9 protein-coding genes are annotated in these 13,956 nt (G+C 64.0%); all 9 read left to right on the top strand.

Annotated features, from left to right (window positions below; genetic code table 11):
• Positions 1-161 precede the first annotated feature (161 nt).
• On the top strand, positions 162-959 hold the full coding sequence (locus C6Y32_RS13755) for a TrmH family RNA methyltransferase (RefSeq protein ID WP_105205850.1): 798 nt from the start codon (positions 162-164) through the stop codon (positions 957-959).
• The gene (locus tag C6Y32_RS13750; protein ID WP_105205849.1) at positions 956-2,014 is read left to right on the top strand and encodes a DNA-processing protein DprA; all 1,059 of its coding nucleotides are present in this window, start codon (positions 956-958) and stop codon (positions 2,012-2,014) included. Before C6Y32_RS13755 ends, C6Y32_RS13750 begins: the two co-directional genes overlap by 4 nt.
• A gap of 92 nt (positions 2,015-2,106) precedes the next feature.
• Entirely contained in the window at positions 2,107-4,182 is a 2,076-nt protein-coding gene (topA, locus tag C6Y32_RS13745; protein WP_105205848.1) for a type I DNA topoisomerase, read from the top strand.
• 65 nt (positions 4,183-4,247) lie between these two features.
• A complete protein-coding gene (trmFO, locus tag C6Y32_RS13740) occupies positions 4,248-5,567 on the top strand; it encodes a methylenetetrahydrofolate--tRNA-(uracil(54)-C(5))-methyltransferase (FADH(2)-oxidizing) TrmFO (RefSeq protein ID WP_105205847.1) in 1,320 nt (439 codons plus the stop codon).
• 56 nt (positions 5,568-5,623) lie between these two features.
• A complete protein-coding gene (gene plsX, locus C6Y32_RS13735; protein ID WP_105205846.1) occupies positions 5,624-6,652 on the top strand; it encodes a phosphate acyltransferase PlsX in 1,029 nt (342 codons plus the stop codon).
• 25 nt (positions 6,653-6,677) lie between these two features.
• Positions 6,678-7,358, top strand: a complete 681-nt coding sequence (gene rnc, locus C6Y32_RS13730; protein WP_105205845.1) for a ribonuclease III — start codon at positions 6,678-6,680, stop codon at positions 7,356-7,358.
• Positions 7,355-8,353: an elongator complex protein 3 gene (locus C6Y32_RS13725; protein ID WP_105205844.1), complete on the top strand. Its 999-nt coding sequence runs from the start codon at positions 7,355-7,357 to the stop codon at positions 8,351-8,353. Before rnc ends, C6Y32_RS13725 begins: the two co-directional genes overlap by 4 nt.
• A gap of 4 nt (positions 8,354-8,357) precedes the next feature.
• Positions 8,358-11,924: a chromosome segregation protein SMC gene (gene smc / locus C6Y32_RS13720; RefSeq protein WP_105205843.1), complete on the top strand. Its 3,567-nt coding sequence runs from the start codon at positions 8,358-8,360 to the stop codon at positions 11,922-11,924.
• Between the two features lie 75 nt (positions 11,925-11,999).
• Positions 12,000-12,914: a signal recognition particle-docking protein FtsY gene (gene ftsY / locus C6Y32_RS13715; RefSeq protein WP_105205842.1), complete on the top strand. Its 915-nt coding sequence runs from the start codon at positions 12,000-12,002 to the stop codon at positions 12,912-12,914.
• The last annotated feature ends 1,042 nt before the right edge of the window (positions 12,915-13,956 follow it).

Here is a 13,956-nt window from a genome sequence, read left to right as displayed (position 1 = left end):
TTACGGCGAGAGCGGTAACGAGGTCCATTCCAGCCAAAACCGGCCCACGCGTCTTTATGTGACCGGCCGCCCCACCCCCGGCGACCCATTTTGACCGTTCTTTATGTATTGTGTATACGGTGCTGCCTCTGGCGGCCACACTCTGTTAGGAGGCGTCACCTTTGCCCGAGATCGTCCACATCGCCAGCCGCCAAAATCCTCTGGTCAAAGAGGTGCAGAAGCTCCGCGCCAAGCCGGCTTACCGGCGGCAGCAGGGGGTGTTTTTGGCCGAGGGCCACAAGCTTTGCGCCGACGCGGCCGATGCCGGGGCCCAAATCCTCTGGGCGGTGTGCTCGGATCAGGCACAGCAGCGCTACCCCGAGGCCTGCCGGCTGGTGCTGTCGGCGGCGGCGCGCAGCTACACCGCCACCGACGAGGTGTTTTTAAAACTCAGCGGTCAAAAGGCGCCCCAGGGGGTGCTGTGCGGCGTAGCCGAGCAGAGCGTGCTCGCCCCGCTCGACCAGCTCGATGTAAACAGGAGCTATCTGCTGCTGGAGCAGGTGTCCGACCCGGGCAACGTGGGCACCATCCTGCGCACGGCGGCGGCGCTGGGGCTGGGGGGCATTTTGCTCGACAGCGGCTGTGCCGACTGCCTGGGAGATAAGGCGGTGCGTGCCAGCATGGGCAGCATTTTTAAGCTGCCGGTCTACCGGGTAGACAGCGCGCCCGACACCGTCGCCTGGCTCAAGCGGCAGGGCCTGCCGGTATACGGTTCTACTCTTTCCTGCCGCAGCGTAGATATCGGCCAGGTAGACCTGCGCGCCCCCTGCGCCGTGGTCATCGGCAACGAGGGCCGCGGCATAACCGAGCCGACCGCTGCCGCCTGCGACCAGCTGGTGCACATCCCCATCACCCCGGCGGCCGAGTCGCTCAACGCGGCGGCGGCGGCAGCCATCTTCAGCTGGGAGATGATGCGGTGAACAGCGCCGATATGGCCGCTTGGCAGCAGCTGCAGGCGCTGCTGGGGCCGGGCAGCCACCGGCTGCGGCCGGTACTGCGCCACTTTGGCAGCCCACAGAATGTGTGGCGGCAGGGGGCAGACAGCGACTTTTTGACCGGTGAGGAGCGCCGCCGGCTGGCAAACCTGCGGCAAAATTTTGTCCCGTTCACAGATTTGCCAAAAAACTGTGGTATGGTAGCATTCGGCACGCCCGGTTACCCCGCGGCGCTGGATGATCTGGCAAACCCGCCGGCCCTGCTCTACTTCCAGGGCGATCTGTCGCTGCTGCAGCGCCCGGTCACCGCGGTGGTGGGCAGCCGCCGCATCGACGGCTACGGTCGGCAGGTGTGCGGACATTATGCGGCAGCTCTGGCCCAGGCGGGCCGGGTCGTGCTCAGCGGCACCGCCCTGGGCGCCGACAGCTGTGCCCACCGGGCCGCGCTGGCGGCGGGCGGCAAAACAGTGGCGGTGCTGCCGGGCGGCTTTTTTCACCCGGCGCCGGTACGATCGGCGGCCCTGTTGCGGGATATCACTGCTGCTGGCGGCCTTATTTTGTCTGAGTACCGGCCCGACTGCCCGGTACAAAAAGCCGGTTACTACCAGCGCAACCGGCTGCTGGCCGCTCTCGGCCGGCAGCTGTTTATCCCCCAGTGCGGTGCAGCCGGTGGCGCCCAGATGACCGCCGACTACGCGCTAAAGCTGGGCCGGCCGGTATATGCCGCCGCCGGCGACATCTTTTCCGAGCACGCCCAGGGCCTCACCGCTCTGCTGCAAAAAGGCGCTAGAGCCACCGCCAGTCCGGCGGATATGGGCCTGGCGCCGGCCGTGCCATCCGCGGCGCCGCCACCGCCCGGATCAGAGCCCGACTCGCCGCTGTGGCCGCTGTTTGCCGGCGGTCGGGCGCTGCTGCCCGAAGAGGTACTGGCCGCCGGCGGTATGCCCCCCGGCGCGGCCATGCAGGCGCTCTCGCGGTTAGAGCTCGAGGGCCTGCTTTTGCGCCGCAGCGACGGGCGCTACGCCAAAACGAAAAAATAAGGGGCCCGGCCCCTTTTATCCATACGCGGCAGGTCTGCCCTGCCAGCATCTTGCGCCCCGGTGGGCGCAGATAGAAAGGCGCGATCATACCTATGTCAAAACTGGTGATAGTGGAGTCCCCCGCCAAGGCCAAGACCATCAAAAAATACCTGGGCCGCGGCTACGAGGTGATCGCCTCCATGGGCCACGTGCGGGACCTGCCGAAAACCAAGATGGGGGTGGATATCGAGCACGATTTCGAGCCCCAGTACATCAACATCAAGGGCAAAGGCGGGCTCATCAAAGAGCTCAAGGCCGCCGCCAAAAAGTGCGATACCGTCTATCTGGCCGCCGACCCGGACAGAGAGGGGGAGGCCATTTCCTGGCATCTGGCCCACATTTTGGGGCTGGACGTGTCGGCGCCCAACCGGGTCTCTTTCAACGAGATCACCAAATCCGGCATCCAAAACGGCATGAAACACCCCCGCACCATCGATATCGACCTCTTTAATGCCCAGCAGACCCGCCGCATCCTCGACCGTATCGTCGGCTACAAGCTCAGCCCGTTTTTGTGGCGCAAGGTGCGCAAAGGGCTGTCGGCCGGGCGCGTGCAGTCGGTGGCGGTGCGGCTCATCGTCGACCGCGAGCTGGAGATACGCGCCTTTGTCCCCAAGGAGTACTGGAGCATCGAGGCCCACCACCGCATCCAGGGCAGTCAGGGCAGGTTCGTCTCCAAACTGGTGGGCAAAGACGGCAAAAAACTCGAGATCACCGACAAGCAGCAGGCCGACGCGGTGCTGGCCGATCTCAAGGGCCAGCAGTTTCTCATCGACTCCATCAAGCGCGGCAGCCGCAAGCGCAACCCGGCGCCGCCCTTTACCACCTCCACCCTCCAGCAGGAGGCCTCGCGCAAGCTGGGCTTCCAGTCGCGGCGCACCATGCAGGCCGCCCAGCAGCTGTACGAAGGTGTGGATGTAGAAGATCTGGGCGCTGTGGGCCTTATCACCTACATGCGTACCGACTCGCTGCGCATCTCGCAGGACGCACAGGACGAGGCCACCGCCTACATCAAAGACCACTACGGCGACAGCTACCTGCCCGAAAAGCCCCGCCACTACGCCCAGAAAAAGAGCGCCAACACCCAGGACGCCCACGAGGCCATCCGCCCCACCATGCCGTCGCTTACCCCCATGCAGATCAAAGACTCGCTGACGGCCGACCAGTTTAAGCTCTATAACCTCATCTGGAAGCGCTTTATCGCCAGCCAGATGGCCTCCTCGCTGCTGGATACCGTAACCGTCAACCTGAAGGCCGCCGGCTACGACTTCAGGGCCACCGGCTTTACCGTCAAGTTCGACGGCTTTACCAAGGTGTATATCGAGGGCAAAGACACCCAGGAGGAGGACGAGAAGTCGCTGCCGCCCATCAAGGAGGACTCGGCGATCCTCACCGACAAGGTGCAGGGTGCCCAGCACTTTACCGAGCCGCCGCCGCGCTACACCGAGGCCACCCTCATCAAGGCCATGGAGGAAAACGGCATCGGCCGCCCCAGCACCTACGCCCCCACCATCACCACGATCTTGAGCCGCGGCTACGTGGAGCGCCAGGCCAAGGCGCTGGCCCCCACCCAGCTGGGCGAGATCACCACCGAGCTGCTCAAAGAGCACTTCGACAGCATCGTGGATGTGGGCTTTACCGCCGGGCTGGAGGACGACCTGGACAAGATCGAGGAGGGAAAAGCCGATTGGGTGGCCACCCTGCACCACTTCTACGACCAGTTCGACCGCACGCTGCAAAACGCCGAAAAGGCGATGGAGGGCACCCGGATCAAGATCCCCGACGAGGAGACCGACATCGTCTGCGAGCTGTGCGGCCGCAAGATGGTCATCAAGACCGGCCGCTACGGCAAATTCTTGGCCTGCCCGGGCTTTCCCGAGTGCAAAAACACCAAGGCCATCACCGTCGAGACCCCCGGCAAGTGCCCGGTCTGCGGCGGCAAGATGCTCGAGAAAAAGTCAAAACGGGGCCGCAAATTTTTCGGCTGTGAAAAAAACCCCACCTGTTCGTTCATGACCTGGGACGAGCCGCTGGCCGAGATCTGCCCCCAGTGCGGCAGCACGCTGTTTAAAAAGACCGGCAAAGATGCCATGATCCACTGCCTCAAAGAGGGCTGTGGCTACGTAAAATAGACAGGGGCGCGCACTGCCGCGCACCCGATCTCCACTGAAGCGACCCGAGTATCGGCAGGAGGACCATGTCACCAAAATCTACTGTAAAAGTCATCGGCGCCGGGCTGGCCGGGTGCGAGGCGGCGCTGCAGATCGCCGGCCGCGGCATCCCCGTCGCGCTGTACGAGCAAAAACCGGCCCAGTATAGCCCCGCCCACCACTACCCCGGCTTTGCCGAGCTGGTCTGCTCCAACTCGCTCAAGGCCGACCGGCTGGAGAGCGCCGCCGGCCTGCTCAAAGAGGAGATGCGCCAGTTCGGCTCGGTGGTCTGTCAGGCCGCCCGGGCCACCCAGGTGCCCGCCGGCGGCGCGCTGGCGGTGGACAGAGAGCAGTTTTCCGACTACATCACCCGCCGGGTGCGCGCACACCCATACATCACCGTGCGAGAAGAGGAGGTCACCTCCATCGACCCCGACGAGATCACGGTGGTGGCCACCGGCCCGCTGACCAGCGACCGGCTGTCGGCGGCTATCGGGGCGCTGCTGGGGGAGGAGTACCTCAGCTTTTTCGACGCCGCGGCTCCCATCGTGGCCGCCGACAGCTTAGACTACAGCCGGGTGTTTGCCGCCGCCCGCTATGGCCGGGGCGACGCCGACTACCTGAACTGCCCCATGAATAAGCCCGAGTACGAGGCCTTTGTGCAGGCGCTGCTCACCGCCGAGCGCGCCCCCCAGCACGACTTTGACGGCCGCCAGGTATACGAGGGCTGTATGCCGGTAGAGGTGATGGCCGCCCGCGGCCCCGACACGCTGCGCTTTGGCCCCCTAAAACCGGTGGGCCTGCGCGACCCGGCCACCGGCCACCGCCCCTGGGCGGTGGTGCAGCTGCGCAAAGAAAACCGCGCCGGCACCCTCTACAACCTGGTGGGCTTTCAGACCAACTTAAAGTTCGGCGAGCAAAAGCGGGTGTTCTCGCTGATCCCCGGCCTGCAGAGCGCCCGCTTTATGCGCTATGGGGTCATGCACCGCAACACCTTTTTAAACGCCCCCAAGCTGCTCGGGCCCACCCTAAACCTGCGCGCGTATCCCAAGGTGTTTTTTGCCGGTCAGATCACCGGCACCGAGGGCTATATCGAGAGCGCTGCCGGCGGCATTTTAGCCGGGCAAAACGCCGCCCGGCTGGCCGCAGGGCAGCCGCTCCTCACCCTGCCCCGCGACACCATGCTGGGGGCGCTGGTGGGCTATATCAGCGACCCCTACACCAGCGACTTTCAGCCCATGGGCAGCAATATGGGCGTGCTGCCGCCGCTGGCAGAGCGCATAAAGGGCAAAAAGGAGCGCTACCTGGCGCTGGCCCAAAAGGCGCTTGACAGCCTGCACCGCTATCTGTACCAAAATGGGTGGTGAGCCCGGGCCTACCGGCCGGCCACTGCTTTTCGTTTAGAAAGAGAGGGTTTTGACCTATGCGCATACTCTTTGACGCCTACGGCGGCGACAACACCCCCGACGAGGCCATCAAGGCCGCCAGACTGGCCAAAGATCAGTACCCCATCGAGCTCACGCTGGTGGGCGACAGCGCGGCCATCGCCCACCGGGCCGGCCAGCTGGGCGTATCCTTAGACGGCATCGACCTGCACCACGCCCCCACCGCCATCACCATGGAAGACGAGCCCACCGACGTGCTCAAGCGCCTGAGCGACTGCTCTATGGCCGAGGGGCTGCGCCTTTTACATCAGGGGGAAGGCGACGCCTTCGTCTCCGGCGGCAACACCGGCGCGCTGGTGGTGGGCGCCACCATGATCGTCAAGCGCATCAAGGGGGTCAAGCGGGCGGCGCTGACCGCCCTCATCCCCAGCGCCACCGGCAACTACCTGCTTTTGGATGTGGGCGCCAACGCCGACTGCCGGCCCGAGATGCTGGCCCAGTTCGCGGTGATGGGCAGCGCCTATATGGAGAAGATCGTGGGGGTCAAAGAGCCCCGGGTGGGCATTGCCAACATCGGCACCGAGGAGCACAAAGGCACCGACCTGCAGCGCCAGGCGCTGGCACTGCTCAAAGACGCGCCCATACACTTTATCGGCAACGCCGAGGTGCGCGATGTGCCGCTGGGCTGTGCCGACGTGGTGGTCTGCGACGGCTTTACCGGCAACGTCATGCTCAAGCTCACCGAGGGGCTGGCTAAGATGTTCGTCGGCGAGCTCAAGCAGGTGCTGTTTAAAAACCTGCTCACCAAGATGGGGGCGCTCACCCTGTCGGGCAGCCTAAAGAGCTTTAAGCAAAAGCTCGACTACAAAAAGTCCGGCGGTGCACCGCTGCTGGGCCTCACGAGACCGGTCATCAAGGCCCACGGCAGCTCCGACGCCGAGGCCTTCCAAAACGCCATCCGCCAGGCGGTATCCATGGTAGAAAACCGGGTGGTCGAGACCACCGAACAGGCTATGACGCAGCTCAACAGCCAATTAAAACAGCGCGCCGGCGCCCAAGAACAGTAGCACGGGGAGAAGTGAATAAAAAGACATGGAGAGTTTAGAAAAGAGCCTGCACTACAGCTTTAAAGACCGCGACCTGCTGCACACCGCCCTGACCCACTCGTCGTTTGCCAACGAGCGGGGCGGCAAGGTGCCCTACAACGAGCGGCTGGAATTTTTGGGCGACGCGGTGCTTTCGATCGTGGTGTCCGACTACATCTTCAAAAACCTGCAGGACCTGCCCGAGGGGGAGCTCACCCGCATCCGCGCCACTCTGGTGTGCGAGAAGTCGCTGTGCGATCTGGCCCGGGCCATCCACCTGGGCAATTTCCTCTACCTGGGCCGGGGCGAGGACCTGTCCGGCGGCCGCGACCGCCCCTCTATTCTGGCCGACGCCTTCGAGGCGGTCATCGCCGCCATCTATCTCGACGGCGGCATGGAGGCGGCCTCCGCCTTTATCCTGCGCAATATGGGCAGCCTCATCAACAACCGGCAGTACAAACCATTTGTCGACTACAAGACCCAGCTGCAGGAGATCGTGCAGCAAAACCCCGAGGAGCAGCTGCAGTACGTGCTGGCCGGCGAGGAGGGCCCCGACCACGCCAAGGTATTCACCGTACAGGTGCACCTCAATTCCAACGTGTTCTCCACCGCCACCGGCCGCAGCAAAAAGGTGGCCGAGCAAAACGCCGCCAAAGAGGCGCTGCGCCTTATGGGGTACGAGGTGTGAAACACGGCAACGTCGCCGTGTTCATCCCCCACCTGGGCTGCCCGCAGCAGTGCTCCTTTTGCAACCAGCGGTCCATCTCCGGCCACCAGAGCGCCCCGTCCCCCGCACAGGTGGGCGCGCTGCTGCAGGCCGCCGCCGGGCAGGCTGGTAGGCCCGACCGCAGCTGTGAGATCGCCTTTTTCGGCGGCAGCTTCACCGCCATCGACCCGCGCTACCGCGAGCAGCTGCTAGACGCCGCCCAGCCCTTTTTGCAGAGCGGCGCCTTTACCGGCATCCGCATCTCCACCCGGCCCGACTGTCTCGACGAGTCCCTCTGCCGCCACCTCAAAGAGCGGGGAGTCACCGCCATCGAGCTGGGGGCCCAGTGTATGGACGACGAGGTGCTGGCAAAAAACCGCCGCGGCCACACCGCCGCCCAGGTAAAAAAGGCCAGCGCCGCCATCAAAAAGGCGGGCCTGCAGCTGGGGCTGCAGATGATGACCGGCCTTTACGGCAGCAGCGCGCAAAAGGATTTGCAAACCGCACAGAGTTTTTGTAAAATAGAGCCAGATACGGTGCGCGTTTACCCCACCATCGTCATGGCGGGCACCGCCCTGTGCGACCTGTACCGCCGCGGTGACTACCTGCCCCCCAGTCTCGAGCAGGCGGTGGAGCAGGTGTCGCAGCTGCTACAGCTGTTTTACGCCCGGCACATACCGGTCATCCGCGTGGGCCTGCACCGGGACGAAGGGCTGCTCAGCGGCATGGTCGCCGGCCCCTGGCACCCGGCCTTTCGCGAGCTCTGCGAGAGCCGCATCTACGCCCGTGCGCTGGGGCGCGCCCTAAAAGACGTGCCGCCGGGCCGGGTGGCGGTGGCGGTGCACCCGTCGCAGATATCCAGGCTGTGCGGCCACGGGGGGCAAAACCGCGCCTTTTTTGCCGCACAGGGCTGGCAGCTGCGCCCGGTGCCCGACCCCGGCGTGCCCCCCTTTACCCTCAAACTCGTAAGGACGTGACAGCTTGTTTTTAAAAGCACTGGAGATATACGGCTTTAAATCGTTTCCCGACAAGACCCGGCTCACCTTTGAGCGGGGTCTTACGGCGGTAGTGGGCCCCAACGGCTCGGGCAAATCAAACATCTCCGACGCCATGCGCTGGGTGCTGGGCGAGCAGTCCACCAAAAGCCTGCGCAGCAGCAAGATGCAGGACGTCATCTTCGGCGGCACCCAGCAGCGGGGAGCTATGGGCTTTGCCCAGGTGTCGCTGGTCATCGACAACCAGGAGGGCGAGCTGGCCGGCATCCAGGCGCCAGAGGTCACCGTCACCCGCAAGCTGTACCGCTCCGGCGAGAGCGAGTACCGCATAAACGGCGCCATGGTTCGCCTAAAAGACATCCATGAGATGTTTATGGACACCGGCCTGGGCAAAGACGGCTACTCCATTATCGGCCAGGGCCGCATCGCCGAGATCGTGGCCGCCAAGAGCGACGAGCGCCGCGAGATCTTCGAGGAGGCCGCCGGCATCGCCAAATACCGCTACAAAAAGACCGAGGCCGAGCGCAAACTGGCCCGGGCCGAGGAGAACCTCACCCGGTTGCAGGATATCGTCGACGAGATCGAGTCGCGCTTAGAGCCGCTGCACCGCCAGAGCGAAAAGGCCAGCGAGTACCTGGATCTGGCCGCCCGCCGCCGCCAGATCGAGATATCGCTGTGGGTGCACACTCTGAACAAATCCCGCCAGCTGCTGCGACAGCAGGAGGACAAGCTGCTCATCTGTCAAAACGACCTGCAGCGGCTCGACGGCGAGATCGCGCAGATCGACCGGGCCGCCGAGGATGCCTTTATGCAAAAGGGGGCCATCAGCCGCCGGATCGACGATATCAACGGGCAGATCGCCGCCATTCGCGAGCAGATGAGTCAAAACGAGGCCAGCGCGCTGGTATTGCAAAATGAGAAAAAGCACGTGTCCGAGAGCATCGAGCGCTACCGGGCGCAGATGGGGGATATCGGCGTGCAGAGCGCCCAGAAAGACCGCCAGATCGCCGACCAGCAGGCGCTCATCGAGAAGAGCCGGCAGATGGCCGCCGAGCGCGAGCAGCAGGCGGCAAAAAAGGAGCAGGCGCTGCAGGCGCTCATGAGCGACAACGCCACCGTGCAGTCCGAGATCCAGCAGATGGCCGACCAGCTCTCCCAGTACGCGCTGCAGCTGGGGGAGTACAGGGTGAAACTGCACGCGGCCGAGGACAACCGCACCCGCAGCGCCAGCCAGCTCGAGCAGCTGCAAAAAAACCGCGAGCAGCTGCAAAAAGACCGCCAGCAGGCCGTCGAGGAGCTCGAGCAGGTGCGCCGCCAGCTGGCCGAGACCGAAGAGGCGCTGCAGTCGGCTCAAAATGCCGGCGAGGGTTACGCCATGAAGCTGCGCAGCCGCAGCGATAAGCACCAAAAGCTGGTGCAGGAGCTGGCCGAGCTGCGCGCCGCCGGCACCGATATGCAAAACAAGATCAAAGTGCTGCGCGACTTAAAAGACAATATGGAGGGCTTTGCCTACAGCGTAAAAAAGGTGAGCATGGCCGCCAAAGAGGGCAAGCTGCGGGGCATTTTGGGCCCGGTGGCGCAGCTGCTCTCGGTCGACAGCCAGTACGCCACCGCCATCGAGGTGGCGCTGGGCGGCGCCGCCCAGCACATCGTCTGCACCGACGAGGCCGCCGCCAAGGCCGGTATCCGCTTTTTAAAAGAGACCCGGGGCGGCCGGGCCACCTTTTTGCCCCAGACCACCATCCGCCCCCGCAGCTTAAACGAGCGGGGCGTCGAGGAGGCAGACGGCTTTGTGGGCATAGCCAGCGCGCTGGTGCGCTGCGAGGCAGATATCGCCCCCATCGCCCAGAATATTCTGGGCAAAACGGTGGTGGCCGAGGATCTGGATGCCGCGGCGGCGATGGCCAAGCGCTTTGGCTACCGCTTTCGCGTCGTCACCCTCGACGGCCAGGTGGTCAACGCCGGCGGCAGCTTTACCGGCGGCCACCTGTCTAAGTCCGCCGGGGTGTTTTCCCGCCAGAGCGAGCTGGACAAGCTCAGCCAAAGGCTGCAGCAGACGGCCGAGAGCTACCGCCAAAAAGCCGCCGAGGAGAAAGCGCTGGGCGAAGAGGTGGCCAAGCTCACCGCCATCGTCGACGGCGCCGGCAGCGAAAAGATCACCTTCACCCAGGACAAGATCCGCTGTGAGGGAGAACTGGCCAAGATCGAGCAGTACCTGCAGACGGCCGACCGCCAGCTGGCGGCCATAAAGGACGACGGTGACCGCGCCGCCGCCTACCGGCAGCAGCTCGAGAGCGAGATCAGCGAGCTCGGCGCCCAGCAGCACGAGACCAGACAGCTGCACGACGAGCTCGACGAAAAGCTGGCTAGTCTGTCGGGAGAGGCCAAGGCCTATACCGACCGCCGCCAGCAGATCATCGACGAGATCACCGAGCTGAAAGTACAGATCTCCGGCCTGCAAAAAGACATTCTGGTGGCCGGCCAGGAGATGGTGGCTTTAAGCGAGCAGAAACTGGCCGGCGGCCGCCAAAAAGAGCAGCTGCAGCAGCAGATAGAGAGCGCCGAGGCGCAGCTGGGCGAGCTGGAGGAGCAGGCGCAGGCCCTGGCCGGGCAGAATGATGGCCTGCAGGCCTCGGTGGAGCAGTGCAGGCTGGATATACAGGCCCAGGTAGAGGCACGGCAGGCGCTGGAGCAAAAAGAGACCGCCGACCGCCAGCACCAGCGCCAGCTGCAGACCCAAAAAGAGGAGCTGGCGCGGGAGCTGGCCCGCCTGGAAGAGCGGGGCCGCACCATGCAGCAGCAGTACGACCAGATCATCGCCGACTTGTACGACCAGTACGAGCTCAGTCGCTCCCAGGCCGAAGAGGAGGCCCGCCCGGTCACCGACGAGCGGGAGCAAAACCGCCAGCTGGCCAGCCTAAAGGCCAAGATGCGCGCGCTGGGCGCGGTCAACGTGGAGGCCATCGAGGAGTACCGGGCCGAAAAAGAGCGCTACGACTTTATGACCGGCCAGATGACCGACGTGCAGGAGAGCAAAGAGAAACTGCGCCAGATGATCGGCTCGCTCACCAAAGAGATGATCGCCATCTTCTCGGACAACTTCAAAAAAATAGGCGACAACTTCTCCCGCATCTTTGTCGACCTGTTCGGCGGCGGCAGCGCCGGTCTGGTGCTCACCGAGCCGGACAACGTGCTGGAGTCGGGCATCGAGATCCAGGTCTCGCCCCCGGGCAAGCTGGTCAAGAGCCTGCAGGCGCTCTCCGGCGGCGAGCAGGCCTTTGTGGCCATCGCCATCTACTTTGCCATCCTCACCGTACACCCGTCGCCGTTTTGCATCCTCGACGAGATCGAGGCCGCTCTAGACGACGTCAACGTCGCCAAATACGCCAGCTACCTGCGCACCATGAACGACCGCACCCAGTTCATCCTCATCACCCACCGCCGCGGCACCATGGAGGAATCCGACGTGCTCTACGGCGTCACCATGCAGGAAAAAGGGGTTTCTAAGCTGCTCAAGCTGGATGTCAGCGAGATCGGCTCCGAATACAAATAGAGATGGGCCGTAAGGCCCCGCCGGCCGCGGCCGGCAGCACACCGACTACACGGATCAGAAAGAGGAGGCAGCAAGTTGGGCTTTTTTGAAAAACTCAAGCAGGGACTTAAAAAGACCCGCGATTCTTTTGCCGGGGCCATCAGCGGCATCGCCGCCAGCTTTACCAAGATCGACGAGGAGCTGTTCGAGGAGATCGAGGAGACCCTCATCATGGCCGACGTGGGGGTCGATACCGCCCTCAAGGTGGTCGAGAACCTGCGCGCGGCCATCAAGCGCGACCGGGTCACCGACCCGGCCCAGGTCAAGAGCTACCTGAAAGACGCACTGTACGAGATACTGGCCGGCGACACCGCCCTGCAGCTGCCCACCAAGCCCACCATCCTGCTCGTCATCGGGGTAAACGGGGTGGGCAAAACCACCACCATCGGCAAAATAGCCGCCGACCTGCGCGGTAAGGGAAACAAGGTGCTGCTGGCGGCAGCCGATACGTTCCGCGCCGCGGCCATCGATCAGCTGCAGGTGTGGGGCCAACGCGCCGGGTGCGACGTCATCGCCCACCAGGAGGGCTCCGACCCGGCGGCGGTGGTGTTCGACGCGGTGCAGGCGGCCAAGGCCCGCGGCGCCGATGTGCTCATCTGCGACACTGCCGGCCGGCTGCACAACAAGAAAAACCTCATGGCCGAGCTCGAGAAGATCGGCCGGGTCATCGACCGCGAGGCGGCCGGCTGCAAAAAAGAGACCTTTTTGGTGCTCGACGCCACCACCGGCCAAAACGGCGTCAACCAGGCCAAACAGTTTATGGAAGTCACCGACCTCACCGGCATCGTGCTCACCAAGCTCGACGGCACCGCCAAAGGCGGGGTGGTGGTGGCCATCAAAGATCAGCTGGGCCTGCCGGTGCGCTACATCGGCGTGGGCGAGCAGGTCGACGACCTGCAGCCGTTTGACGCCAGAGAGTTTATCGAGGCGCTGTTTAGCGAAGAACAGTAGCGACTGCGGTTAGAGTGGAAAACGGTAGTGACTGCGTTCAAAAGGAGGATGCCAATCGCTGCGGACTCGCTGCGCTCGCCTTGCTCTGTCATCCTCCTCTTTGCAATCCTCCGGCACCGCCCCAAAATCACGGCCGGGCCGCAATTTTGGGGCGGTGGAAGGTATCGGCCGTCCGGCCGATGAAATCTAAATGGTCTTATCAAAACGCCGGTCGTGCCAAACGGGAGGTGCCGGGGCCAATCGCCGATATATTGTTTTATGGCTCCCGGCTTCGCCGGCTCGCACCAGGTTGACCTGCTGCGGTTCTGTTAAGAAGTTAGCTTTCATTTCCTACCACGCTACTGCCTAGCCGCCGATATGTGGCTTTGTGGCTCCCGGCGTTGCCGGTTCGCACCAGGTTGACCTGCTGCGGTTCTGTTAAGAAGTTAGCTTTCATTTCCTACCACGCTACTGCCTAGCCGCCGATATATTGTTTTATGGCTCCCGGCTCCGCCGGTTCGCACCGTATCGCACCGCTGTGGTTCTGTGGGGCGGCCGGGGCGCATCTCACGCCGGTTCACCGGTCGGGCCGCCGATATATTGTTTTGTGGCTCCCGGCGTTGCCGGCTCGCACCGTGTCGCACCGCTGTGGTTCTGCGGGGCAGCCGGGGCTTATCTCATGCCGGTCCACCGGTCAGGCCGCCGATATATTGTTTTGTGGCTCCCGGCGTTGCCGGTTCGCACCGTGTTGCACCGCTGTGGTTCTGTGGGGCGACCGGGGCGCATCTCACGCCGGTTCATCGGTCGGGCCGCCGATATATTGTTTTGTGGCTCCCGGCGTTGCCGGCTCGCACCGTGTCGCACCGCTGTGGTTCTGTGGGGCGGCCGGGGCGCATCTCACGCCGGTCCATCGGTCGGGCCGCCGATATATTGCTTTGTGGCTCCCGGCTTCGCCGGCTCGCACCGTGTTGCTCTGCTGTGGTTCTGTGGGGCGGCCGGAGCTCACCTCACGCCGGTTCATCGGTTGGGCCGCTGATATATTGTTTTATGGCTCCCGGCGTTG

It is taken from the genome of Neobittarella massiliensis (ex Bilen et al. 2018), from assembly GCF_900289145.1.
Taxonomy (GTDB): Bacteria; Bacillota; Clostridia; order Oscillospirales; family Ruminococcaceae; genus Neobittarella; species Neobittarella massiliensis.
The sequence above is the reverse complement of the archived record's forward strand: the minus strand, read 5'-3'. Positions and strand labels throughout refer to the sequence as shown.

What these genes read in the sequence shown, in the direction of transcription:
- topA (WP_105205848.1), top strand. Translation starts at nt 2,107, where the DNA reads ATGTCAAAACTGGTGATAGTGGAGTCCCCCGCCAAGGCCAAGACCATC.
- trmFO (WP_105205847.1), top strand. Translation starts at nt 4,248, where the DNA reads ATGTCACCAAAATCTACTGTAAAAGTCATCGGCGCCGGGCTGGCCGGG.
- plsX (WP_105205846.1), top strand. Translation starts at nt 5,624, where the DNA reads ATGCGCATACTCTTTGACGCCTACGGCGGCGACAACACCCCCGACGAG.
- rnc (WP_105205845.1), top strand. Translation starts at nt 6,678, where the DNA reads ATGGAGAGTTTAGAAAAGAGCCTGCACTACAGCTTTAAAGACCGCGAC.